Origin of the sequence: Corynebacterium sp. ACRQK (assembly GCF_022345965.1) — a bacterium.
Taxonomy (GTDB): Bacteria; Actinomycetota; Actinomycetes; order Mycobacteriales; family Mycobacteriaceae; genus Corynebacterium.
The window spans coordinates 111,469-136,306 of record NZ_JAKRMU010000001.1; the positions used below are offsets into that span (position 1 = coordinate 111,469).

The following is a 24,838-nucleotide window of genomic DNA, read 5'->3' on the forward strand; positions in this document are numbered from 1 at the left end:
TGCCCCACCTTTCGGTATGTTCGTACCGAGTAGGACAACGTTTATGTTAGAAACTGTGTTTGGTGCCCGCAGGCTAAGCGTCACACCCGATTTTGGCCTGTCCCCCAAACCTTGAACTTAAACCTGAGCTTGCGAAACTTCTTATTCTATTAGGCAATTCTTATACATGCAGCTAATGCATTAAGCCGCAAAATTTCCTAAAGAAGCGATGAGTAAAACACCGCTGTGTAAGTTCGGGGGTAAGAATCCTGAATCGGAGGTTTAAAATGACCCAGCGGCTCGCGCTTAAAGGCCTCGGACCAGCCGGTGCGCTTCTAGCCATTCGAGCTGCACAGCGCGGTTTCCACGTCACCGCCTATGATCCGGCCTTCGACGACCACAGCTCTTCCCCCTTCCCCGGCACCTATGGGGTGTTCTCCACGCAGATACCCTTCTGGGCCGATCACTTGTTTGGCCCACCAGAATCTTTGGAGGTCGTCGCGGGTACTCCCCTCACCCGCCGCACCCTCGGATTTAGCTATCGGATGCTGAACCAGGAGGCGGTGGTCGAAGTACTGAGAAGCTCGGGCGTGCGCATCAAACCTGAGCGCCTTCCCAATGGTGTCGAGGCTATTGACTGCACCGGCGCCCCACGTACGGACGCCGCACTGTGGCAACTGGCTGTCGGATGGTTCCTGCCTTTTGGTGACGCCCCTTCAGAATCCACCCCCACCTTCATGGATTGGACCGGAACGGTGGCTCAGGCCGGGGATTGCTCGCCCAGTTTCTGCTACGTTCAGCGCACGGACGACGGCTGGCTATACGAGGAAACGATCCTGGCGGTCCACTGCAGTGCTGACACGGCGAAGCAGGAGCAAGTATTCGAGGTTCTGCGGGCGCGCCTAGCAGAACGCGTAGGCACCCAGACGGTACTGCGCGAAGAACGGGTCGCGATCCCGATGGGGACCAGGCGGCGTCATAAAGAAAGAAAGTTCGGCGCCGCGGCGGGGTTTATCAATCCCGCGACGGGCTACTCGCTGGGCCATGCCCTGGAGGCTGCCGACGGTTTTCTGGACGGCAAACACGCCGGCGGGTGGCTGGCGTATGGGCTGCGGCAGGTCGGCGGGGAGCTCATTGCCCGGGCCGACGGCGCCGCGCTTCAGGACTTCTTTGGGCACTTCTTCGCCTTGGACACACGGGCGCAGCTGGCCTATTTAAGCGGGCAGGACGGGCTGACCGTGGCGCGTACAATGTGGGCCCTTAAGGAGGGAACTGGGCTGCGCCACGAGTTCCTCCGTCCTCTATACCGCCACCCCTGGTCGGTGGGGCGGGCGGTTTGTAAGAGGCTGTTCGCGGGTTAGACCGTGAAGCCGAGGAAACGCAGCTGCTCGCGGCCTTCTTCGTTGATCATGTGCGGGCCCCAGGCCGGGGTCCACACCCAGTTGATCTGCAGGTCGGAAACCTCGTCGACGTTGTTGATCACAGCATCGCGCGCCTGATCCTCCAGCACGTCCTGCAGCGGACAGGCCGGGGAGGTCAGAGTCATGTTCAGCACCGCGGTCTTGTCCTCGATCCAAATGTCGTAGACCAGGCCCAGATCGATGACGTTGATGCCGAGCTCCGGGTCGATAACGTCCAGCAGGTGCTCTTCGACCTTGCCGGCCAGCGCCATGTCCTCCGGGCTGCGCTCCGACGGGCCCTCCGGAGCCTTGTCCAGCGGCGAGGGATCCATCTCCGGGGCGGTGGGTTCTGCGTTCTCAGTCATGGTGTGTTCCTTACTCTGTGTTGGTGTTAGTGCTCACGCCAGCCTCAGTGGCAGCGGCCTCGAAGGCCTTCCAGCCCAGCAGGGCGCACTTCACGCGGGCGGGGTACTTGGAGACACCCGCGAAGGCAATGCCGTCGCCGATGATCTCGTCGTCGCCTTCGACCTTGCCGCGGGAGGTGACCATGCGCTCGAACTCCGCCAGTTTGGCGAAGGCTTCCGCAACGGGACGGCCGACCAGCTCCTCGGCCATGACGGACGTGGAGGCCTGGCTAATGGAGCACCCGACCGCATCGTAGGAAATGTCTTCGACCGTCTGGTTGTCCTCGCTGAGGTGCAGGCGCAGCGTGAGCTCGTCGCCACATGAGGTGTTCACGTGGTGTACTTCGACCTCGAAAGGCTCGCGCAAGCCCGCGTACTGCGGGTGCTTGTAGTGGTCCAGGATCACTTCCTGGTACATCTGCTCAAGTTTCATAGGGGCCTAGTATCCTCTAGTACTTTCCTCAATCGCCGATTCTGCGCTTTTACTTTTACGCCGTTGTCTTCTACGCCGTGCCGAAAAACTCTTGTGCCTTGCGGATGGCAGCAACCAGCGCGTCGACCTCCGAAAGGTCATTGTAGATGTAGAAGCTGGCGCGAGCGGTAGCCTGCACATTCATGCATGTGTGTACCGGCCATGCGCAGTGGTGGCCCACGCGGATGCACACGCCCTGATCGTCGACGACCTGCCCCAGATCGTGTGGGTGGATACCGTCAACGACGAAGCTCAGTGCACTTCCGCGATCCGCCGAGTCGGTGGGGCCAATGATGCGCAAGCCCTCGATGGTCTGCAGCTGTTCCAGGGCATAGGCCGTCAGCTCCGCCTCGTGGGCGGCAACCCTGTCCATACCTAGCTCCTCCAGGTACTTCACGGCTGCGCCTAGCCCCACGACCTGGGAGGTCATCTGCGTGCCCGCCTCGAAACGCTGCGGGGCCTCGGTGAAGGTCGTTCGCTCCATTGTGACCTTCTCCACCATCGAACCACCCGTCAGGAAAGGAGGTAGCTGAGCAAAGTGCTGGGCCTTGCCATAAAGGACGCCGACGCCGTTAGGCCCCAGCATCTTGTGCCCGGAGAACGCGGCGAAGTCCACATCCAGCTCGTGGAAATCCACGGGCATGTGCGGCACGGATTGGCAGGCGTCCAAAACAAAGAGTGCCCCGACTTCGCGTGCGCGACGGACGGCCTCCTTGACATCCAGCACGGCGCCGGTGACGTTCGACTGGTGCGTCAGCGCAACCACCTTGGTGCGTTCGCTGAGCTCTAGGCTGTCCAGGTCGATGCGACCATCCGGAGTGGCGGTGTACCACTTCAACGTCGCGCCGGTGCGCTGGGCGAGTTCCTGCCACGGCACCAGGTTGGCGTGGTGCTCCAGTTCGGAGACGACGATCTCGTCGCCTTCTGTGACCTGCAATTCCCCTGCCCGGACGTCGCCCAGTATGTAGGCGACCTCGTTGAGCGCTTCGGTGGCGTTCTTGGCGAAGGCGATCTCCCGGTCTTCGGCGCCGACGAAGGCCGCAATGGCCTCGCGAGCCGACTCGTAGGACTCGGTGGCCTCCTCCGCAATCTCGTAGGCACCACGGTGCACCGGAGCGTTATGGGTGGTCAAAAACTCCCGCTCCGCATCCAATACCTGCACTGGCCGCTGGGCGGTAGCTCCGGAATCCAGATACACCAGCTTCTTCCCGTCGCGCACAGTGCGCGAGAGAATCGGGAAGTCGCTGCGGATCTTCGCGGTGTCCAGGGAACTGTTTGAACTCACAAGTTCACACTTTCTGCCCAGTTGATCCTGGGGCGAGCAAGGTTGGTTGAAAGAAACGGATGGGGGGGATAGACCGCAGGCTTAGATGAACTTGTCGTAGCCTTCGGCCTCGAGCTGCTCAGCCAGCTCCGGGCCACCGGATTCTACGATGCGGCCGTTAGCGAAGACGTGCACGTGGTCTGGCTTCACGTAGTTCAGGATGCGCTGGTAGTGGGTAATCATCACCACGCCACCGTTCTCGCGCTCCTGGTAGCGGTTGATGCCGTCGGAGACGACGCGCAGCGCGTCAACGTCCAAGCCGGAGTCGGTTTCGTCCAGGATGGCGAACTTCGGCTTCAGCAGCCCCAGCTGTAGGATCTCATGGCGCTTCTTCTCGCCGCCGGAGAAGCCCTCGTTGATGGAGCGCTCGGAGAACGACGGGTCGATCGCCAGCTCTTCCATCGCGCCGCGGGCTTCCTTGACCCACTCGCGGATCTTCGGTGCCTCACCGCGCACAGCGGTGGCGGAAGAACGCAGGAAATTAGCCATGGAGACACCCGGTACCTCAGTCGGGTACTGCATAGCCAGGAACAGGCCCGCACGGGCGCGCTCGTCGACTTCCATGTCCAGCAGGTTCTCGCCGTCCAGCAGCACCTCGCCTTCAGTGATCTCGTAGCGCGGGTGGCCAGCGATGGCGTAGGACAGGGTGGACTTGCCAGAGCCATTCGGGCCCATGATGGCGTGAGTCTCACCGGAGTTGATGGTCAGATTAACGCCGTGCAGGATCGGCTTCGGATCCTCGTTCTCGTCGGCGGGGACGACCTGCGCGTGCAGGTTCTTGATTTCCAGAGTGCTCATTGTGTGTAAAAGCTTTCTTTGGGTGTTTGACGGGTGAATGAATTTAAAGAACCGTGTGCTGCAGCTCGGCTTCGACCTTGTCCTCCAGCAGCTCGCGGATGGACTCTTCCGGAATGCGCTTGATCACGTCGGTGAAGAAACCACGGACGATCAGCATTTTTGCGCTAGCCGGGTCGATGCCTCGGGACTGCAGGTAGAACATGTGCTCGTCGTCGAAGCGACCGACGGTGGCGGCGTGCCCCGCGCCGACGATCTCGCCGGTCTGAATCTCCAGGTTCGGCACCGCATCAGCGCGCGCGCCGGAGGTCAGCAGCAGGTTGTTGTTCTTCTCGTAAGTGTCGGTGCCCGTGGCAACCGGGCGGATCAGAACGTCGCCGATCCATGCCGTGCGTGCCTCGCGGGCATCTTTGCCCTTCTCCGGCTCGCCCTGCAGCGCACCCTTGTACAGCACGTTGGAGCGGCAGTTGCGGATCGAGTGATCCACCAGCAGGCGCTGCTCGAAGTACTGACCCGCATCCGCGAAGTACAGGCCCAGCAGCTCAGCGTCGCCGCCGGTGTCCGTGTAGCGCACGTGCGGCACGGAACGCACGACGTGGCCGCCGAAGGCCGCGTAGTAGTGGCGCACGGTTGCATCGCGGCCAACCTGGATGTGCGAGTTCGACAAGTGTACCGCATCGTCGTTCCAGTCCTCGAACACCACGGTGGTCAGCTTTGCACCGGTGCCAACGACGAACTCGACGTTGTCAGAGTGTGCGCCGGAGCCCTCGTAGCGGACGAACACCACGGCCTCGGCGTGGGGCTCGAGCTCCACGACCAGGGTGCCGTAGGAGACCTCGTCTTCCCCCGGGCCGTCGACGGTGATGGTCACCGGAGCCTTCAGCGCCGCATCCCTGGAGATGCGCACGTAGTCCGCGGACTCGGTGTTCTCCCACGCCTGGGCTGCGGCACGATCCACGGGAGCACCCGCGCGGCCGAGACGCTTGTCGCCCGGTTCCAACTGCTCGATGGTCACGTTGGGGGCGTCATCATCAGAAACACCGACAGCAACCGCAGCGCGCTTGCCAGCTACGGCCGAGCCATCGTGCAGGCCGCGCAGCTCGCGCAGCGGGGTGAAGCGCCAATCCTCATCCTTACCGCGCGGCACGGCGAAGTCCGCGGCCGAGAAAGAGGTGAAACGGTCACCCTTGGTCTGGTGATCCGTACCAGCCTGGACCGGTGTGATAGTCGCTTCGGTTTCGTTGAGTTGGGTGGTCATTTGGTTTAACCCACCGATCCTTCCATCTGCAGTTCGATTAGACGGTTGAGCTCCAGGGCGTACTCCATGGGCAGCTCCTTGGCGATGGGCTCCACGAAGCCGCGGACGATCATCGCCATTGCCTCTTCCTCCTCGATGCCGCGGGACATCAGGTAGAACAGCTGATCCTCGGAGACCTGGGAGACGGTGGCCTCGTGGCCCAGCGTCACGTGGTCGTTACGAATGTCGTTGTACGGGTATGTGTCCGATCGAGAGATGGAGTCGACCAGTAGCGCGTCACACTCGACGTTCGACGCGGAGTGGTGCGCATCCTTGTTCACCTGCACCAGGCCACGGTAGGCAGCGCGGCCACCGGCGCGGGCGACGGACTTGGAGACAATGTTCGAGCTCGTGTGCGGAGCCATGTGCACCATCTTCGCGCCCGTGTCCTGGAACTGACCCTCGCCAGCGAAAGCCACGGAGAGCACCTCACCCTTCGCATGCGGGCCGGTCATCCACACGGCCGGGTACTTCATGGTCACCTTCGAGCCGATGTTGCCGTCGACCCACTCCATCGTGCCGCCCTCTTCGCACTTGGTGCGCTTGGTGACGAGGTTGTAGACGTTGTTCGACCAGTTCTGGATCGTGGTGTAGCGGCAGCGGCCGCCCTTCTTCACGATGATCTCAACCACTGCGGAGTGCAGGGAGTCGGTCTTGTAGATCGGCGCGGTGCAGCCCTCGACGTAGTGGACGTATGCGTCCTCGTCGACGATGATCAGCGTGCGCTCGAACTGACCCATGTTCTCGGTGTTAATGCGGAAGTACGCCTGCAGTGGGATGTCCACGTGCACGCCCTTCGGAACGTAAATGAAGGAACCACCGGACCAGACGGCCGTGTTCAGTGCGGAGAACTTGTTGTCGCCGGCCGGGATAACGGTGCCGAAGTACTCCTCGAACAGCTCAGGGTACTCGCGCAATCCGGTATCGGTATCGACGAAGATCACGCCCTGCTTTTCCAGGTCCTCACGGATCTGGTGGTACACAACCTCGGACTCGTACTGGGCGGCCACGCCAGCGACCAGGCGCTGCTTCTCGGCCTCCGGAATGCCCAGCTTGTCGTAGGTGTTCTTAATGTCCTCCGGCAGATCCTCCCAGGTCTGAGCCTGCTTCTCGGTGGAGCGGACGAAGTACTTGATGTTGTCGAAGTCGATATCGCTAAGGTCCGCGCCCCACGTCGGCAGCGGCTTCTTGTCGAAGATATTCAAAGCCTTCAGGCGGCGCTTCAGCATCCACTCTGGCTCGTCCTTCTTCGCGGAGATGTCGCGGACGACGTCCTCGTTAAGGCCGCGGCGGGCGGAGGCGCCGGCGACATCGGAATCGTGCCAGCCGTAGCCGTACGCGCCGATGGAATCGATGATCTCTTCGTCGGTCTGGGGTTTAGTTTCAGGTGTTTGTGCAGCTTGAGTCATGGTTTAACTTTCCTTCTTGGGGGAAGGGTCAATGGTTCTAAGCGGAATATAGGTGGTGCAGACACCGTTGCCGTCAGCGATCGTTGCCAAAGGTTGAGTGTGCTGTCCCAGCAGCTCTGCAACCACCCGGTGCTCCGCCGCGCACAATTCTGGGAACTCGTGAGCGACATCTTGGATCGGGCAGTGATGACGGCAAATCTGTACGCCACCGCCTGCGTGACCGACAGTGGCAGCGTAACCCCGCTCGGTCAATGCATCGGCAATGGCCTGGGCCTTGGCGGCAACGTCCGCATCGGCGTCGGAGACGTCCTGCAGCAGATCGTTGATGCGCTGAGCGGCGAAATCCTCCACCGCTTCCTCCCCGCCGGCAGAGCGAAGAGCGCGCAGCGCCAGCAAGGCGAGCGTGTCGTAATCATGTCCAAACTCGGCCCTGCCTTCGTCGGTCAGCCTAAAGAGCTTGGCGGGCCGTCCACGTTGCCCGGATCGAGGTGCCTCGACGACCTCGGCGAGGCCATCGGAAACGATGTTGTCTAAGTGACGCCGAACGCCGGCGGCGCTTAGCCCGAATGCCTCGCTAATGTCCGATGCGCTCACCGGACCGTGGCGCAGCACGTGCAGAAGAATGCGGTGCCGCGTGTCGTGTTCTGCGGTGGGCTGGGTTGCCCGCTCCTCAGATGTCCGTGCCACGCTGTACCTCCTTTGGCTCCTGTTCGAGTGCGCCTGTGCAACTAAAAGTTGTGCCTACATGATTAGACAACAAAAGTGTGTCGTAAATATTCCCGCTTGTCTACTAAGGCAACCCTGCCTAACTGGAACTGAGTGTGCTTCTTTTCGTTGTGGCGCTGGTCACGGCCATGCATGACGAAGATTGCTTGCGACATTCGGTAGTATTTGCACCTATGACTACCCCCACCTCAGCCACCCCGAGCTCGCCTCGGGGGTCGCGTCTCCTGGCGCCCTGGCGGAGGTTCCAGGAGCAATTGCCCCAACTGGGCCTGGCGGGATCGCGTTCGGCACAACTGCACTCTGATTCCGAAGGCGACAATGTGCCGGAAAGTTCGCTGCAGCTCCAGCCTCTCAGCCGCGGGCTGTCTATGCGCCTCTACGCTGCGGTATTCCTAGGCGCCCTAGGCACCATGTTGATCACGGTCGGCGGCTTGGGCGCCGGCGCGTTCCCCGTGATTCACAACCCCTATTGGGACTTCCCCGGTGTGAACACGCTGGCGCGGATGCTGCACTCCACCACCGTTCTTGTCTTCGTGGGGATCGGCTTCTTAGTTTATGGCTGGCTGCTTCTGTTTACCTTCGCTGTTTCAGCGCCTGGTCGGCCCAACCAACCGATCCCGGTACGCACCTACTGGCGCACTTTCTTCGTGTGGGTCACCCCGCTCATGGTTACCCCGCCGCTGTTCACCCAGGACATTTACTCTTACCTGGCGCAGGGGGCGATCGCCGCGAAGGGCTGGGACCCCTACAGCGCCGGACCTGTAGACTTGCTGGGCATCGATGATCCCTTAGCCCGTTCCGTGCCCTTGATGTGGGCGCACTCCCCCGCCCCCTACGGCCCGGTGGCGCTGGGCTATGGCGAGGTCATTTCCATGCTGACCGGCAACTCCATCATCCTCGGCATCGTGCTGCACCGGTTGGTGGCCATTCTGGGGCTGGCCTTAAGCGGCTGGGCGCTTGTCCGTCTGGCACGGCGCTGTGGCGTGTCGAGCGGAGCTGCGTTGTGGCTGGGCGTGTTGAACCCGCTGGCGATCCTGCACCTGGTCGGCGGCATTCACAACGAGGCGGCCCTGATCGGCCTTCTCCTTGCCGGGCTGGAGCTCGTGCTGCGTGGCGTGGATAACGAAGAACGCCCCCTCACCAGCCGCTGGATACTCATCATCGGCGGTTTTAGCCTGATTACAATGGCCGGCCTAGTCAAAGTCACGGCCTTCATCGGCCTGGGCTTTGCCGGTGCCGCGCTCGCCCGCTGGTTCGGCGGGCGCCTGGTGGATCTCTTCTCTGCAGCGGCCGTCGCCGTAGTGGTCGCAGCTGTAACCTCCGTCGTATTCTCCCTCGTCACCGGGGTCGGCTTTGGCTGGATCACCTCCCAAGGTGGCGCTGCGGAGATCATTTCCTGGATGTCGATCACCACCTCCCTTGGCTTGACCTCCGGAGCACTCGGATCTCTTTTGGGGCTGGGCGATCACACTGATTCGGCGCTCATCGTCTTCCGTACACTCGGCCTGCTTGTGGGCGCGTTCTGGGTTGTTCGCATGCTGTGGGCCTCTTTCCGCGGCCGTATCCACCCCGTAGGCGGGCTGGGCGTGGCCACCCTCATCCTGGTGCTCTTTTTCCCCGTCGTTCACCCGTGGTACCTCCTGTGGGCGATTCTCCCCCTCGCGGCCTGGGCGAACCGGCGTGCGTTCCACCTCACCGCCGTGATCTACTCGGTGGTGTTCAGCTTTTTTATCCTCCCCCGCGGATTGTCCCTGCCGACGTCCACCGTTATCTACATTTATGCAATGAGCTTCGTATTCTTCCTGGTAGCGCTGGTTGTCCTGCGGGCATTTGCCGCCCACAACGCAGATCTGGCAGAGGCTTTGTCGTTCCGCCCCAGTACACTCAGGCGAACGGTAGCCGCTACTACGTAAAACCCTTCTAGGGGGCTAGACTCTCTCATCATGACAACAAGACCTGAAACCCAGGCACCCCAAGCAGCCCCAGCACGGGCAAGCTCTCCCGTGCTTCAGCTCCGCGACGTAGTCAAGACCTACGGTGAACGCCGCGCCGTCGACGGACTGAGCCTTGAGCTGTCCGCCGGCCAGGTGCTCGCACTGCTAGGCCCGAATGGCGCGGGCAAAACCACGACCGTCGAAATGTGCGAGGGCTTCATCCGCCCCACCGAAGGCACCATTCGCGTATTCGGCAAGGATCCCGCCGTCGAATCGGATGAGGTCCGCAGCCGCATCGGGGTAATGCTGCAAGGTGGCGGCGCGTACCCCGGGATCCGCGTGGGCGAGATGTTGCGGTTGGTGGCGTCGTATTCGAAAAACCCCTTGGACCCCGACTGGCTGCTCGAGACCGTCGGGCTGACCGGCCACGAAAAGACACCCTACCGGCGCCTATCGGGCGGTCAGCAGCAGCGCCTGAGCCTGGCCTGCGCGCTGGTGGGGCGGCCCGAACTGGTGTTCCTAGACGAGCCGACCGCCGGCCTGGATGCCCAGTCCCGCCTGGCGGTATGGGATCTTGTGGCCTCGCTGAAGCGCGACGGCGTGGCGGTGGTGTTGACCACCCACCTGATCGACGAGGCCGAGGCGCTGGCCGACCAGGTGGTCATCATCGATTCCGGTTGCGTGGTCGCTTCCGGCACACCGGAGGAGATGATGTCAAGCCGTGACCCGAACTCCACCGGCGCGTGGCTGTCGGTGCAGGTTGATTCCGACGCCGCACTCCCCGCTGTCTCCGCGGCCATCGCCAAGCGCGCGGAGGAGCCGGTGACGGTGGGCGAGCTGCGCCCCCGCCACTTCAGAATCGAGGCCGAGGGGCTGAGCCCGCAGTTGGTCGCAGCGGTGGCCGAGGCTTTCGCCGATGAATCCGTGATGATTAGCCAACTCGAGGTCAACAGGCAGTCGCTGGAGGACGTCTTCCTCTCTATCACCGGAAAGGACATCCGCTCATGAGTACCACCAGCCGCTTCGAGCCGGGTCTCTTTGCCCCTGCATCCCAGCAGGCGAAGTCTGGTGACATCGTCAAGGCCCAAGCCAAGATCGAATCGCTGCTCTTCTTGCGCCACGGGGAGCAGCAATTGCTCTCTATGGTCATTCCGCTGGGGCTGCTTATTGGTCTGACGCTGATTCCCGGCGATGACGCATCCCACGCAGTGACACGCATATTTCCCATGGCTTTGGCGATCGCCCTGATGGGCGCGGGCTTCACTGGACAAGCCATCGCAGTGGCCTTCGACCGGCGCTATGGGGCTCTGAAGCGCATCGGCGCGGCGGGCGTGCCCACCTGGGCGCTGATCGCGGGCAAGGTCGTCGCGGTGTGCATCGTGGTCTTGCTGCAAGTGTTGGTGCTTTCCATCGCCGCGTTCGCGCTGGGGTGGCGCCCGGACATCGTGGGGCTGCCCGCTGCCCTGGTGACGGCGGTGCTGGGAGTGGCGGCCTTCACCAGCCTGGGCCTGCTGCTGGGCGGCACCCTGAGCTCGGAACTGGTGCTGGCGCTGGGCAACACGATCTGGTTCGTTCTACTGGGCGCGGCTGTGTTCGCCACCATGGCAACCCCGGCCGGTGAAAACGTCAATGCTTTCCTCATGGCCGTGCCCTCTGTGGCGCTGATGGAAGGCTTCCACACCGCCGTGGTTGCCGGTGGATTCAACTGGTTGGCGCTGCTGAGCCTAGCCGTGTGGGCCGTGATCGGCTCGGTCCTCGCACTGAAGCTTTTCCGCTTCACCATGGAGAGCGACTAGCGGAAGAAGGGCTAGCGGCAATTAGCCCCGCCACGTGGGCTTCCGATAGTCTTAAAGGCGTGCTTGAGACTATGAAACGACGCGCCGCGGAGGAGAACAATCCCTTCGTCAGAGCGCTGCTGAAGCTGTACGCCTTTGCACATGCAGTCGACCGCAGGTTTGGCTTCCCTCGGCCCGTTACCGCGCCGACGATTCGGCGCCAGCGGCTCTTCGCCATCATCCTGTTGGCCTGCCAGACGGGAATTACCTTCACCGGCTCGTTGGTGCGCGTTACGGGCTCCGGCTTGGGTTGCGACACGTGGCCGCAGTGCCACCCGGGCTCTCTGTTTCCTGTTGCTGGTTCCGCGCCGTGGATTCATCAGTTGATTGAATTTGGCAACCGGACGCTGACGTTCGTCCTGATCATCGCCTGCCTCATATGCTTCATTGCGGTAGTGCGAGCCGCGCGCCGCTCCTCAATCCTCCACCTGGCTTTCGTCCAGGGAATCGGCATTATCGCCCAGGCAGTAATTGGTGGAATCACCGTCCACATGGATCTCATGTGGTGGATGGTTGCGCTGCACTTCCTGCCGAGCATGCTGCTGGTATTCCTGGCCGCCAAACTAGTTGTGCGAATCGGCGAACCCGATGACGGCGAAATGCAGCCGCTGATGCCCCGACCGTTGCGCATCCTCACTGATGGCTCTGCGATTAGCTTGGCAATGGTGCTAATGACCGGCACTTTGGTTACCAGCGCGGGTCCCCATGCTGGCGATGAGGCTATTTTGCCGGAGCACCGCCTGCAGGTGCCTCTGATCGACATGGCACACATCCATGCTGGTTTCATGTACCTCTACCTGGGCCTGACCGTCGGCCTGTTGGCGGGCGTGTTCGCGTTGAATCTGGAGCACCGCATCAAGACGGCTTCCTACTGGGTGATCGCAGCGATCATTCTGCAGGCCATCATCGGCATCATGCAGTACTGGCTGGGTGTTCCCCGCTGGTCGGTGCCGATCCACGTTATTGGCTCGGGGCTTACCACCGCGGCCACCGGCTTCCTCTGGGCCCTGAAGTACCGCTACAGCGGCGGCAATGCCACCTTGACGGGCACGACGACCGGCGACAGTCAGCGTCAAGAGACCGTCGCAGCCTAGTACGGCTAAGATTCGGAGCCAAAGAGTATCGTCTAGTTGCCCGCGACGAAGGGGGCCGAATCATGACTCAGCCGACGCGCATGCCGCGCACCACCCTGGAGTTCAATTCGGGGCTGGACACTCCACTGGTGCCTGAACGGGGCGAACACTACTACTCCACCCCCAACCCGATGCGGGATAACAGTGGGGCCTTTGAAGCAATAAAGGCAGCGGGTCCGCAGCCTTACGCTCGGGACCTGCCGGGTCGCATGATTATCTTCCTGGTCGTTGGGTTCTTCGGTGCCGTCTTCGCTGCTATTGGTCTCATGCTGATTCTCAGCAAACTTCACCATGGGGTTGCAACGGCAGACAGTCTCCGTCTCACGGATACGGTCTTTTTCATCGTTGGAATAATCTTCGTCGTTGTCGCGGTCTACTCGATCTCCAGCGCCCTAGCACGACGCAGGCAAATCGTCACCGCCTGGAAGAATGGCTGGATCGACTACTACCCAGCGCTGGTCGGGCAGGTCTATCATTGCCGCACCGAAAGGCGAGAAAGCGAATCCTCAGGCTCAACGTTCTATTACTACTATCGGGCGCCTCTCCACGTGCTTTACCCTGATGGCTCGTTCCGGCAGATGCACTCCTTTGAGTTTGAGATGAAGCGCAAGCCCGACTGGTATCGCACCCGTTTTAATATGGCCTCATCGGCGGAAATTGCTGTCGTGGATGGTATGAACAATAACGGCTGGGCGATCGTCGGTATCAGTCGTCGACCCGGGCAAACCCACGCGGAGCTCGATTCCGGGCTCACGAAGAAACAGTGCGAAGCCGTATTCAACCTCGCCGAACGCGATTGGTTCAGAACGGCTTGGTGATCTTAGCCGTGATCCTAGGTCGTGATGCTAACCGAGCACAGCCTCGGCGAGAGTCTGCCAGCCCAGCACGGCATCAACAGACAGAGCCACGAACAGTAGCGACAGGTAGTTGTTCGATAGGAAGAACAGCTGCATCGGCTTGACCGGGGTGCCGTTCTTCACGCCACGGTGAAGCAGATGCGCCTTGATACTGAACCAGGCGCCGGACAGCACAGCCGCTGCCAGGTAGATCCAGCTAGCAGCCGGGACAAGCAGAAGCGAAGTGATCACGGTCGCCCAGGTGTAAGCCAGGATCTGGCGCGTAACCTGTAGCGGAGGCTTGACCACGGGCATCATGGGCACGCCCGCGGCCTCGTAGTCCTCGCGGTAGCGCATTCCCAGAGCCCAGGTATGCGGCGGCGTCCAAAAGAAAATAACCATGAACAAAATGAGCGCCTGAACCCACGAAGACCACCCAGCGTGGAAAGCACCGCCGCTGTTATCGGTGATGACGGCCCAGCCAACAATCACCGGCATGCAGCCCGCAGCGCCGCCCCAAATGACGTTCTGCCAGGTGCGACGCTTCAGCCACTTGGTGTAGACAAAAACATAGAACCAGTTCGTCAGCACGATAAAGCCGGCGGCCAGCCACGAGTGGCACAAGAAACCCAGCCACAGCACAGAGGCAATCAGCAGCACCCAGGCGAAGATACGAGCCTCGCCGACGGAGACGGTCTGGCGGGCAGTGGGACGGCGGCGGGTGCGGCGCATCAGCTGGTCGATATCGTGATCCACCACGTTGTTGAACGTGTTAGCCGCACCAGCGCCCATCCAGCCGCCGATGAGCGTGAGGAGGATAAGGCCGAAGTTCACTTCGCCGCGCGCTGCCTGCAACATCGCAGGGATCGTGGCCACCAGCAACAATTCAATGACCCTGGGTTTGGTCAGTGCTAGATACGCCTTGGCCGTCTCAGCGAATGTCTTCACCGGCTGCCTCGCCTCCACCTTCTCGAAAGTTTTCCGAATCGCGTCTAACGCTACCCGAGCGCGGGGTGCAGGCCGAAACAGAGCCTGCACTCGCCCATCTACATATAGTCGTACGTGAGCTCCAAATAGTTCCCGCAAGGTGCAAAAAATTTTTACCCCGATATTCGAGCCTGCAACTGCGCCCACTGGCCACGGCGAGCGACTACGACCATTAGTATGTATGGGGTATTCGGCTTGATGAAGAAAGGCAACTGACAGTGACTCTCTCCCCAGAACAGCAGGCACTTACGGTGCGCAACTATCCGGCGGACTGGACGGAGACCGACACGCGCGCGGTCGACCTTGCCCGCGTGCTGGCCGCAGACGCCGTGGAGAAGTGCGGTTCGGGCCACCCCGGCACGGCAATGAGCCTGGCGCCGCTGGCGTATACCCTCTACCAGCGGGTACTGCGCCACGATCCGCAGGACGTGCACTGGGTAGGTAGGGATCGCTTCGTACTTTCTGCAGGCCACTCCTCCCTGACCCAGTACATTCAGCTGTACCTGGGCGGCTTCGGCCTAGAGCTGGAGGACCTGCAGGCACTGCGCACCTGGAACTCTAAGACCCCGGGCCACCCGGAGGTACACCACACCGATGGCGTGGAGATCACTACCGGCCCACTGGGCCAGGGTCTGGCATCCGCGGTGGGCATGGCAATGGCCTCCCGCCGCGAACGCGCCCTGTTCGACCCGCAGGCACCGGCCGGCGAGTCCCCCTTCGACCACTTCATCTATGTCATCGCCTCTGACGGCGACGTGCAGGAGGGTGTGACCTCCGAAGCCTCCTCCCTGGCGGGCACCCAGCAGCTGGGCAACCTCATCGTATTCTGGGACGACAACGGAATCTCCATCGAGGACCAGACCGAGATCGCCTTCACCGAGGACGTCTCCGCGCGCTACGCCGCATACGGCTGGCAGACCCTCGAGGTCACCGGTGAGGATGTCGAGGGCATCCTGGACGCGGTCGAGCGCGCCAAGGCCGAGACTTCCCGCCCCACCTTCATCCGCCTGCGCAGCGTTATCGCCTACCCCGCCCCGACGAAGATGGATACCGGCGCTTCCCACGGCGCTGCCCTCGGCGCGGAGGAGATCACGGGCATCAAGCAGGCCCTGGACTTCCCGGACGAGCCGTTCCCGGTGGAGGACAACGTAATCGCCCACACCCGCGGTCTGATCGATCGTGGCGCGGAGGCACACAAGCAGTGGCAGGTTCTTTTTGACGCCTGGGCGGAGAACAACCCGGAGAGCAAGGCTCTGTTCGACCGTCTGTACTCCCGCGAACTTCCGGAGGACTTCGACGCCGAGGTTCCCAGCTGGGAGGCCGGCGAGTCCCTGGCTACCCGCAAGGCTTCGGAGGCCACCCTGCAGGCTCTAGGTAAGACCCTGCCGGAGCTGTGGGGTGGTTCCGCCGACCTGGCTGGCTCCACCAACACCATCATCAAGGGCTCCCCGAGCTTCGGCCCGGAGGCCATCAGCACCCGTAACTTCACCGCGGTGCCGGGTGGCCGCAATCTGCACTTCGGTATCCGCGAGCACGGCATGGTCGCCATCCTGAACGGCATCGCCCTGCACGGCCCGACTCGCCCGTACGGCGCGACGTTCCTGCAGTTCTCCGACTACGCGCGCGGTGCGGTGCGCCTAGGCGCCCTGATGAAGTCGGATGTTTACCACGTGTGGACGCACGACTCCATCGGCCTGGGTGAGGACGGCCCCACCCACCAGCCGGTCGAGCACCTGGCATCCCTGCGCGCTATCCCCCACCTGGCGGTTATCCGCCCTGCGGACGCCAACGAGACCGCTGCTGGCTGGGTGGCTGCCCTGCAGGCCGAGGAGTCCCCGAAGGCTCTGGTCTTGACCCGCCAGAACGTCCCCGTGCTGGAGGGAACCCAGGACAAGGCTGCCGAGGGCGTGGCCCGCGGCGCCTACGTGCTGGTCGAGGAATCGACGGACACTCCGGAGGTCATCCTGCTGGCCACTGGCTCCGAGGTACAGCTGGCCGTGGAGGCCGCCAAGGAGCTGGAGAGCCAGGGCGTGGGCACCCGCGTGGTCTCCATGCCAGTCATGGAGTGGTTCCTCGAGCAGGATGCCGAGTACCAGGAGCAGGTTCTGCCGAGCGACGTGACGGCTCGCGTCTCCGTCGAGGCCGGAATCTCTATGCCGTGGCACCGCTTCGTCGGCCTCAACGGCCGCACCGTCTCCCTGGAGCACTACGGCGCTTCTGCTGACTACCAGACGCTCTTCCACGAGTTCGGCATCACTTCCGAGGCAGTCGTCGCCGCTGCGCACGACTCCATCGCGGCGAACAAGTAAACCCCACCTGAGCTAACCCCACCCCCACAGCAAGGACTGATTCCTTACATGAGCACCCCCGCCAACATCGACGCACTTGCACGAGCCGGCACCTCCGTGTGGCTGGACGACCTGTCCCGTGAGCGCCTGCGCACCGGCAACCTCGCTGAGGTCATTGAGAACAAGGGCGTGGTCGGCGTGACCACGAACCCGGCCATCTTCGCCAACGCGATGTCCCAGGGCACGGCTTACGACGAGCAGCTCCGCGAGCTCGCCGCCGCTGGCACTCCGGCTGACAGCGCGGTGTTCGAGATGGCGGCGGACGACGTGGCGGACGCCTGCGACGTCTTCCTGCCCATCTACGAGAAGACCGATGGTGTGGACGGCCGAGTCTCCCTCGAGGTGGATCCGCGCCTGGCCAACGAGCGCGAGGCCACCGTCACACAGGCGAAGGAGCTGGCTGCGAAGGTGGGGCGCGAAAACCTGATGATCAAGATCCCGGCCACGCAGGAATGCCTGCCCGCCATCACCGACGTGCTGGCCGAGGGCATCAGCGTGAACGTGACCCTGATCTTCTCCGTCAGCCGCTACATCCAGGTGATGGAGGCATTCATTGCCGGAATTGCCCGCGCCGCTGAGGCCGGCAAGGACCTCACCAAGATCCACTCCGTGGCCAGCTTCTTCGTCTCCCGCGTAGACACCGAAATCGACAAGCGACTGGATGGCATCGGCACCGACGAGGCCACTCAGCTTAAGGGCAAGGCAGGCGTGGCCAACGCGCAGCTGGCCTACGCCGCCTTCGAGGAGCGCCTGCTCAACAACCCCGACTGGACCGCGCTAGCCGACAAGGGAGCCCATGTACAGCGACCACTGTGGGCGTCCACCTCAGTAAAGAACCCCGAGTACCCAGACACACTCTACGTAACCGAACTGGCCGGTCCCTACACCGTAAACACGATGCCGGAAAACACCCTGGACGCGACGATCGACCACGGCGAGATCCGCGGCGATTCCCTCAGCGACACCGCGGAGGACGCGCGCGAAGTGTTCGCCCGGTTGGATGCGGTCGGCGTGAACCTGGCCGAGGTGTGGGCAGTGTTGGAGGACGAGGGCGTGAAGAAGTTCGTGGACTCCTGGAACGAGCTGCTGGACACCCTATCCGCGCAGCTAGAAGCCAAGTAGCTCAAGCAGCACAAGCAGCGCTCACCCCCACCGACTAAAAAATAGGACTTTAGACAAGTGCAACTTCCCTTTTCCGCCGAGGAATGGCGCAACCCGCTACGCGACGAATTGGATAAGCGCCTGCCGCGCATCGCCGGCCCCTGCGGCCTGGTGATCTTCGGTGTAACCGGCGACCTGGCGCGCAAGAAGCTGCTGCCCGCCGTATACGACCTGGCAAACCGTGGCCTGTTGCCACCCGGTTTTAGCCTGATCGGCTACGGCCGCCGCGACTGGTCGAAGGAACAGTTTGAGGAGCAGGTTCTGGAGTGCGTCAAGGATCGCGCGCGTACCCCGTGGCGCCAAAACGTGTGGGATCGCCTCGCCGAGGGCATTTTCTTCGTCACCGGCGACTTCACCACCGATTCTGCTTTTAACGCCCTCGCGGAGAAAACCCGGGAGATCGACAACGAACGCGGTACCGCAGGCAACTGGGCTTATTACCTGTCCGTCCCGCCGGACCACTTCCCTAGCGTGTGCCACCAACTCGAGCGCTCTGGGCTGGCGAAGGCGGACCCGGAACTGGGCGAGCTGCACAACGGCTGGCGACGCGTGGTTATCGAAAAGCCCTTCGGCCACGACGAGCAGTCGGCGCACGAACTCAATGAGATCGTGAACAGCGTGTTCCCGGAATCTAGTGTGTTCCGCATCGACCACTACCTGGGCAAGGAGACGGTGCAGAACATCCTGGCGCTGCGCTTCGCCAACCAGCTGTTCGACCCGATGTTCAACGCCCACTACGTGGACCACGTGCAGATCACCATGGCCGAGGACATCGGCCTGGGCGGACGCGCGGGTTACTACGACGGCATCGGCGCCGCCCGCGACGTGATCCAGAACCACCTGCTGCAGCTACTGGCTTTAATCGCTATGGAAGAGCCGGTGACGTTCAACCCGGAGGAGCTGCAGGCAGAAAAGGTGAAGGTGCTGCGCGCAACAACCCCGGTGGGGCCTTTCGCGCAGACTACGGCGCGCGGGCAGTACACCTCCGGCTGGCAGGGTTCGATTCCGGTGAAGGGGCTGCGCCAAGAGGACGGCTTCGACCCGGAGTCCACCACGGAAACCTACGCCGCGGCTACCTTCGAGATCTCCTCCCGCCGCTGGGCCGGGGTGCCGTTCTACCTGCGCACCGGCAAGCGCCTGGGGCGCCGTGTGACGGAGATCGCTATCGTGTTCAAGGAGGCTCCACACCTGCCGTTCGGTCCGGGACAGACCACCGCCCAGGGCAATAACATGCTGGTCATCCGCGTGCAGCCCGAGGAGGGCGTGCTGGTGCGCTTCGGCTCTAAGGTTCCGGGCTCGGCCATGGAGGTCCGCGACGTGAACATGGACTTCAGCTACTCCGAATCCTTCACCGAGGAATCCCCCGAGGCCTACGAGCGCCTGATCCTGGATGCCCTGCTGGACGAGGCGAGCCTGTTCCCCACCAACGAGGAAGTGGAGCTGTCCTGGAAGATCCTGGACCCGATCCTGGACCACTGGGCCCTCCACGGGCGCCCGGAAGACTACCCCGCCGGCACGTGGGGGCCGAAGGGCGCCGAAGAGATCCTGTCCCGGTCCGGGCGGCAGTGGCGTCGCCCCTAAAGCCGCTTCCGTTCTCCCCCACCTACCCCTCTGACCGCGCGAGGAGCGCTCACTAAACGCCTATGATCATCGACCTACCGAACACCAAGACTAAAGACATCGAGCGGCGCATCCGTGCGTTGCGTGAGGAACGCGGCGACGTCACGAGCGGCCGCGTGCTTACGCTTATCGTCGTGACTAGCGAGGACGATGACCTCGACCGCATTATCACCTCCACCCACGACGCCTCCCGCGAGCACCCCGCTCGCGTGATTGTGCTGGTTATGCATCGCAGCGAAGAGTCCATGCTGGACGCGCAGCTGCGTATCGGTGGCGATGCCGGCGCCTCCGAGATCATCATTATGCACCTGCACGGCGAGTTGTCCGCCAACCGCGCCTCCGTCGTGACTCCCCTGCTGCTGCCCGACACTCCGATCGTGGCCTGGTGGCCAGGCACTGGCCCGCGTAATCCGGCGGCCGACCCCATCGGCGCGCTGGCGACCCGCCGCATCACCGACTCGCTCACGGACGAGGACGAGGATGCCCTCTACCGCCGCCGTATGACGTATACCCGCGGAGATTCGGACATGGTGTGGAGCCGCATCACCCTGTGGCGCGGACTGCTGGCCTCCGCACTGGATCAGCCGCCGCACCACCCAATCGTGTCCGCCGAGGTGTGGGGGCCGAAACACGACCCGTCTGTAGACATTGCCGCCGGTTGGCTGGCGGAGCGTCTGGATGTTCCGTTGACCAGGCACGTTACGGTCGATGGTCACTATGCCGAGGACGTCGAAGGCAATCGCCAGATCTCTATCGAAAAGGCGGTGCTGTATCGCCAGGTGGGGGCCATTGAGGTTGAAGTTATTGACGCCAACACGGTATCGCTGACCGTCGGCGACCAGAAGTCTATGGTCACCCTCGGCAGGCGTGCGCTGGCCGATTGCTTGGCCGAGGAGCTGCGTCACCTGGACCCCGACTACGCCTTCGGCCATGCCCTCCGCGGCCTGGTGCGGGTGAATCGACCGGATCGTGGTCCCCGCACTTCCCAGTATCGTGGCGTGCAATCCCCCAGCCCGCAGGAGGACAAGCTGGACCGCTGGACCTCCCGCGATGCCCGCGAAACCTATAACACCTTCGATGGTCAGGAGTCTTTACGATGAAGCCCACGCAGAATAACCGCCGTACCGCTGTCGTCAGCGACAAGACCGGGGTGGAGCTGCGCCCCCGCGACAACAAGCAGGACCTGGCAACAGCCGCAGCCCGCGAATTCATCAACACTGTGGCAGAACTGCAGCGCACCGGGGACACTGTAACGGGCGACGGCATCGTCCGCGTGGTGCTCACCGGCGGCGGCGCAGGCATCGCCACCCTGGCGGAGATCGCCGCCCTGGACCATGCGGCGCAGCAGACGGCGGAGGACTTCCCCGTCACCGCGATCGACTGGTCCCAGGTATATGTCTTCTTCGGTGACGAGCGCTTCCTGGCCGCCGGCGACGCGGAGCGCAACGACAAGCAGGCCTTCGATGCCCTGCTGCGCCACGTGAACATCCCTTCGCTGAACGTATTCCGTGTTCCGGCCCTGGCCGCCGGCGAGGAACCTGACGGCCCGGCGCTGGATGCCGCCGCGGAGTTCTACGGCAAGACGGTGGATCAGGTGGCTCCCGAGGGCTTCGATATCCACCTGCTGGGAATGGGGCCAGAGGGGCACATCAATTCGCTGTTCCCGCACACTGACGCGCTACTGCACGCCGAGGGTTCGGTAGTGGCGGTGCGCGAGTGTCCGAAGCCCCCGGCGGAGCGCATCAGCCTGACCATGCAGGCGGTCAACCGCTCCCGACAGGTGTGGCTGCTAGTCAGCGGTGAGGAAAAGAAAGAAGCTGCGGGCCAGGTGTTCAACGGCGGCAATGGCGCCGAATGGCCCGCAGCTTTGGCCTCCGGAACGAAGGCGACGCTGCTGTGGGTTGACGAGGCCGCCAACCCACTGCGTTAAGTTGTTAAGCGGTCTGGCTTTTAGGCCAGGCCGTAGTGCAGAACCAGGTTCAGGCCGACCAGGGCCAGCAGCCAGATCACTGCGGTGCCCACGGTCAGGCGATCCAGGTTCTTCTCCGCCACGGTGGAACCGGACAGGTTGGACTGCATGCCGCCACCGAACAGGCTGGACAGGCCGCCGCCCTTACCCTTGTGCAGCAACACGGAAAGGCCCATCAGCAAGCTGGTGATAACCAGGATGATCTGCAGCGTTAGGATCAATGCCCTACCCTCAACTCTTCTTTTGAAATCGACTTACTACAACTTTCAATTAACACCATGAATTTACCCGCTGTAGGCCCCGCGTGACAACCTGCCACGCGGGGTGCGGCGTTCTAGCCCCCTTGCTAGCTCGAGTTACCTAACCCGAGTTGCGCAGCGCGGTGGCCAAACCGTTCATCGTCAGCTGGATGCCCGAACGCACGCTATCGGAATCGTCGCCGGCGCGGAAGCGGCGCAAAAGCTCCACCTGCAGCAGGTTCAACGGGACCAGGTACGGGAAGCGGTTACGCACGGAGCTGACCAGCTCCGGGTTGTCCGCCAGCAGAGTTTCCCGCTCGGTGATCTGCAGGAACATCTCCACGGTCAGCTTGTACTCCTCGACGATCACGTCGAAGATGCGCTCCGCCGCCTCCCTATCGCCCACCAGCTCGGAGTACAGCTGCGCGATGGAAAGGTCCGCCTTAGACATCACCTGGGCCATATTAGAAAGCACCGAGTCGAAGAAAGGCCAGCGCCTGTGGAGCTCCCGCAGGTAGTTGAGGCGCGAGGTGGCGTCACCAGAAACAGAAGAACCATCCTCGATCCAACACTTCAGGGCACTGCCCACGCCGAACCAACCGGGCAGCATCACGCGCGACTGCGACCAGCTGAGCACCCACGGGATGGCGCGCAGATCCGTAACCGCGGTGGTCTGCTTGCGCGAGGAGGGGCGAGAGCCGATGTTCAGGCTGCCGATCTCCGCCAGCGGCGTGGAGGTGGTGAAGTACTCGATGAAGCCCGGGTCCTCGTGCATCAGCGCGGAGTAAGCCTTCCTAGACTCCTCCGCGATCTGCCGCATGGTCTCGAAGGCCACTTCGGGATCGTCGAGGTCGTCGACGGGCAGCAGGCTGGCCTCCAGAGTGGCGGCCACGAGAGCCTCCAGGTTGCGGGAGGCGTTCGCGGGGTCTCCGTACTTGGCGGAAATGATCTCACCCTGCTCGGTGATGCGCACCGCGCCTTGGACCGCACCCTTCGGTTGCGCCAGGATTGCATCGTAGGATGGACCGCCGCCGCGGCCGACGGTGCCGCCACGTCCATGGAACAGGCGCAGGAACAGCCCGGCCTCACGGGAAGCCTCGACCAGCGCCAACTCCGCGTCGTAGAGCGCCCAGTTGGCGGCGAAGTAGCCCCCGTCCTTGTTGGAATCGGAGTAGCCAAGCATGATCTCCTGGATATCCCCGCGACTCGCCACGTAGTTGCGGTACAGCGGCAACTGCCAGAGCTGGCGCATGATGTCCGCACCACCGGCGAGGTCGTCGATGGTCTCGAACAGCGGGATGATGTCCACGGATCCCTGCGGGTGCTCGCCGTTCGCCTGGATCAGCCCGACTTCCTTTAGCAGGATCATCGGCTCGATCACGTCGGAGACGGACGAGGCCATAGAGATGATGCAGTGCGGCACCACTTCCGCGCCGAACTTCTTAGCGGCCCTCGCGGCCGCGCGGAAGATGCCGAGCTCACGGTCGGCCTCCTCCGACCATGTGGCCTCCGGGTCGGCTAGGGGCCGCGGGCTGGCCAGCTCGGTCAGCAGCAGCTCCACCTTCGCGTCCTCGTCCAGCTCGGCGTAATTTTCGGCCACGCCCGCGCGGGCGAAAACTTCCGTCAGTACATTGTCGAAGCTCTCGGAGTTCTGGCGCAGGTCCAGCGAGTACAGGTTGAAGCCGAAGGTCTCCACGGCTTCCCGCAGGTCCGCCAGGGTGTGATCAGCCAGCAGGTCGTCCATGGAGTGACGCAGAGCCTCGTCGACCGTGTCGATGTCCGCCAGCAGCTCCGCCGGGTTGGCATAGGGCTCGTGGCCCTTGTGGATGCCGCCGGAGACCACCGGCTCTCCCAGGGTGTGCTTGGCCGTGGCAGCCACGCGCCCACGCATACCGTGGAGGGCGCGGCGGAAGGGCTCGTCCACGCGGGAAGGCACGTCGTTGCCCCCACGGTCGGCCAGCTGTTTCAGCGCTTCGGTCGTGTCAATGAACTTGGAGGACAGGCTGAGCTCGTGCTCCAGCGCGTAGATGGTCTTCTGGTAGTGGTCGAAGATTGTGCGCGCGGCGAAGGTCGTGGCGATGCCCACCGTTTCCGCCGTCACGTACGGATTGCCGTCGTGGTCACCGCCGATCCACGAGCCGGGGCGCACGACCGCGGTGCGGGGCACCACGTCTCCGTACTGCTCCTTCATGTGCTCGTTCACGCGGCGGTTGATGGCCGGGATCTCGCTGAGCAGGCTGATGCCGTAGTAGCGGAGCCCCACCTTGATCTCGTCCTCGATGCGCGGACGCACGCTGCGGATCAGGGAGGTCTGCCACAGCAGCGTCATCCGGCGCCGAATGACCAGCTCGATCTCGGCCAGCTGGCGGGAGGAACGCACCGACTCGGGGTTGAGCTTCAGCTCCTTGAGCACACGTGCGCGGCGGCGCATCATCTTCATGATGTCGGTCTGCACGTCGAACACGGTCCGCCGGCGAGTCTCCGTCGGGTGCGCCGTCAAAACGGGTGCTACCAGAGCGTTCGCCATGGTCTCGGCGACCTTCTCCACCGGCACCTCACGGTTGTGCAGCTCCTGCCAGGTGTAGGCCAGCGTGGAGCGCGGTGCGGTGTTGCCGCGGTCCTCCTCGAGGTCGCGCACCCGCTCGACGTACAGGTCCTCTGCCAGGTTAGCCATCAGCGCGAAGTGGGAGAACGCGCGGATGACCGGCAGTGCCTTTTCGGTCGGCAGTGTGTTGAACTGCTCGGCGAGCTCCTCGATAGGCATTTCGCCGTAACGCAGGTCGAACGCCGCGCTGCGGGTGTTTTCGATGAGGTTGAAGGTGTAGTCGCCCTCCTGCTCGCGGATGACCTCACCCAAGATGCGCCCTAGGTAGCGGGTATCGTCCCGCACCGTTGGGTTGATCTCGGGGTGGGCAATCTCTTCGGGAGCGACGGGAATTGCGGTGCCGCGGATCGTGTCTTTGCTCATCT

At 63.0% G+C, this 24,838-nt stretch carries 21 protein-coding genes; 11 read left to right on the plus strand and 10 right to left on the minus strand.

Annotated elements, in window-relative coordinates; all coding sequences use genetic code 11:
- Positions 1 to 266 precede the first annotated feature (266 nt).
- Positions 267 to 1,340 (plus strand): lycopene cyclase family protein, encoded by a 1,074-nt coding sequence (locus MHX63_RS00540; protein ID WP_239386699.1) that lies wholly within the window; start codon positions 267 to 269, stop codon positions 1,338 to 1,340.
- Here the strand turns inward: MHX63_RS00540 and MHX63_RS00545 are convergent.
- The 7 genes from MHX63_RS00545 to MHX63_RS00575 form a co-directional block, all read right to left on the minus strand.
- A complete protein-coding gene (locus tag MHX63_RS00545) occupies positions 1,337 to 1,744 on the minus strand; it encodes a metal-sulfur cluster assembly factor (protein ID WP_011273558.1) in 408 nt (135 codons plus the stop codon). The two genes, MHX63_RS00540 and MHX63_RS00545, sit on opposite strands and share 4 nt — an antisense overlap.
- A gap of 10 nt (positions 1,745 to 1,754) precedes the next feature.
- Entirely contained in the window at positions 1,755 to 2,216 is a 462-nt protein-coding gene (gene sufU, locus MHX63_RS00550; RefSeq protein ID WP_239386701.1) for a Fe-S cluster assembly sulfur transfer protein SufU, read from the minus strand.
- 70 nt (positions 2,217 to 2,286) lie between these two features.
- A complete protein-coding gene (locus MHX63_RS00555) occupies positions 2,287 to 3,540 on the minus strand; it encodes a cysteine desulfurase (RefSeq protein ID WP_239386702.1) in 1,254 nt (417 codons plus the stop codon).
- Positions 3,541 to 3,621: 81 nt separating this feature from the next.
- Positions 3,622 to 4,377, minus strand: coding sequence for a Fe-S cluster assembly ATPase SufC (sufC, locus tag MHX63_RS00560; protein WP_239386703.1), 756 nt, complete (start codon positions 4,375 to 4,377; stop codon positions 3,622 to 3,624).
- A 43-nt stretch (positions 4,378 to 4,420) separates the two neighbouring features.
- Complete coding sequence (gene sufD / locus MHX63_RS00565; RefSeq protein ID WP_239386704.1) at positions 4,421 to 5,632, minus strand: Fe-S cluster assembly protein SufD; 1,212 nt, start codon at positions 5,630 to 5,632, stop codon at positions 4,421 to 4,423.
- A 5-nt stretch (positions 5,633 to 5,637) separates the two neighbouring features.
- A complete protein-coding gene (sufB, locus tag MHX63_RS00570; protein WP_239386705.1) occupies positions 5,638 to 7,080 on the minus strand; it encodes a Fe-S cluster assembly protein SufB in 1,443 nt (480 codons plus the stop codon).
- 3 nt (positions 7,081 to 7,083) lie between these two features.
- On the minus strand, positions 7,084 to 7,767 hold the full coding sequence (locus tag MHX63_RS00575) for a MarR family transcriptional regulator (RefSeq protein ID WP_239386707.1): 684 nt from the start codon (positions 7,765 to 7,767) through the stop codon (positions 7,084 to 7,086).
- Positions 7,768 to 7,979: 212 nt separating this feature from the next.
- Between MHX63_RS00575 and mptB the strand changes: the two genes are divergently transcribed.
- The 5 genes from mptB (at position 7,980) to MHX63_RS00600 (ending at position 13,526) form a co-directional block, all read left to right on the plus strand.
- The gene (gene mptB / locus MHX63_RS00580) at positions 7,980 to 9,719 is read left to right on the plus strand and encodes a polyprenol phosphomannose-dependent alpha 1,6 mannosyltransferase MptB (RefSeq protein WP_239386709.1); all 1,740 of its coding nucleotides are present in this window, start codon (positions 7,980 to 7,982) and stop codon (positions 9,717 to 9,719) included.
- Positions 9,720 to 9,749: 30 nt separating this feature from the next.
- On the plus strand, positions 9,750 to 10,748 hold the full coding sequence (locus MHX63_RS00585; RefSeq protein WP_239386711.1) for an ABC transporter ATP-binding protein: 999 nt from the start codon (positions 9,750 to 9,752) through the stop codon (positions 10,746 to 10,748).
- Positions 10,745 to 11,536: an ABC transporter permease gene (locus tag MHX63_RS00590; protein ID WP_239386713.1), complete on the plus strand. Its 792-nt coding sequence runs from the start codon at positions 10,745 to 10,747 to the stop codon at positions 11,534 to 11,536. The genes MHX63_RS00585 and MHX63_RS00590 overlap by 4 nt, the downstream gene beginning before the upstream one ends.
- 71 nt (positions 11,537 to 11,607) lie before the next feature.
- Positions 11,608 to 12,669: a heme A synthase gene (locus tag MHX63_RS00595; RefSeq protein WP_239386715.1), complete on the plus strand. Its 1,062-nt coding sequence runs from the start codon at positions 11,608 to 11,610 to the stop codon at positions 12,667 to 12,669.
- Between the two features lie 62 nt (positions 12,670 to 12,731).
- A complete protein-coding gene (locus tag MHX63_RS00600; protein WP_239386717.1) occupies positions 12,732 to 13,526 on the plus strand; it encodes a hypothetical protein in 795 nt (264 codons plus the stop codon).
- Between the two features lie 27 nt (positions 13,527 to 13,553).
- Here the strand turns inward: MHX63_RS00600 and MHX63_RS00605 are convergent, their stop codons facing one another.
- Complete coding sequence (locus MHX63_RS00605) at positions 13,554 to 14,510, minus strand: heme o synthase (RefSeq protein WP_370643940.1); 957 nt, start codon at positions 14,508 to 14,510, stop codon at positions 13,554 to 13,556.
- 239 nt (positions 14,511 to 14,749) lie between these two features.
- Between MHX63_RS00605 and tkt the strand changes: the two genes are divergently transcribed.
- The 5 genes from tkt to pgl all read left to right on the plus strand — a co-directional run bounded on the left by tkt (position 14,750) and on the right by pgl (position 21,590).
- A complete protein-coding gene (tkt, locus tag MHX63_RS00610) occupies positions 14,750 to 16,840 on the plus strand; it encodes a transketolase (protein WP_239386721.1) in 2,091 nt (696 codons plus the stop codon).
- Between the two features lie 48 nt (positions 16,841 to 16,888).
- Entirely contained in the window at positions 16,889 to 18,001 is a 1,113-nt protein-coding gene (gene tal, locus MHX63_RS00615) for a transaldolase (RefSeq protein ID WP_239386723.1), read from the plus strand.
- A gap of 57 nt (positions 18,002 to 18,058) precedes the next feature.
- Positions 18,059 to 19,621, plus strand: a complete 1,563-nt coding sequence (gene zwf, locus MHX63_RS00620; RefSeq protein ID WP_239386725.1) for a glucose-6-phosphate dehydrogenase — start codon at positions 18,059 to 18,061, stop codon at positions 19,619 to 19,621.
- A 62-nt stretch (positions 19,622 to 19,683) separates the two neighbouring features.
- The gene (locus MHX63_RS00625; RefSeq protein WP_239386726.1) at positions 19,684 to 20,760 is read left to right on the plus strand and encodes a glucose-6-phosphate dehydrogenase assembly protein OpcA; all 1,077 of its coding nucleotides are present in this window, start codon (positions 19,684 to 19,686) and stop codon (positions 20,758 to 20,760) included.
- Positions 20,757 to 21,590 carry a 6-phosphogluconolactonase gene (pgl, locus tag MHX63_RS00630; protein ID WP_239386727.1) on the plus strand — a complete coding sequence of 278 codons (834 nt, stop codon included), beginning with the start codon at positions 20,757 to 20,759 and terminating at the stop codon, positions 21,588 to 21,590. The genes MHX63_RS00625 and pgl overlap by 4 nt, the downstream gene beginning before the upstream one ends.
- A 20-nt stretch (positions 21,591 to 21,610) precedes the next feature.
- On the opposite strand, the gene secG is transcribed toward pgl, so the two are convergent.
- The gene (gene secG, locus MHX63_RS00635) at positions 21,611 to 21,850 is read right to left on the minus strand and encodes a preprotein translocase subunit SecG (RefSeq protein WP_005294813.1); all 240 of its coding nucleotides are present in this window, start codon (positions 21,848 to 21,850) and stop codon (positions 21,611 to 21,613) included.
- A gap of 139 nt (positions 21,851 to 21,989) precedes the next feature.
- Positions 21,990 to 24,836, minus strand: a complete 2,847-nt coding sequence (gene ppc, locus MHX63_RS00640) for a phosphoenolpyruvate carboxylase (protein WP_239386728.1) — start codon at positions 24,834 to 24,836, stop codon at positions 21,990 to 21,992.
- Between the last annotated feature and the right edge of the window lie 2 nt (positions 24,837 to 24,838).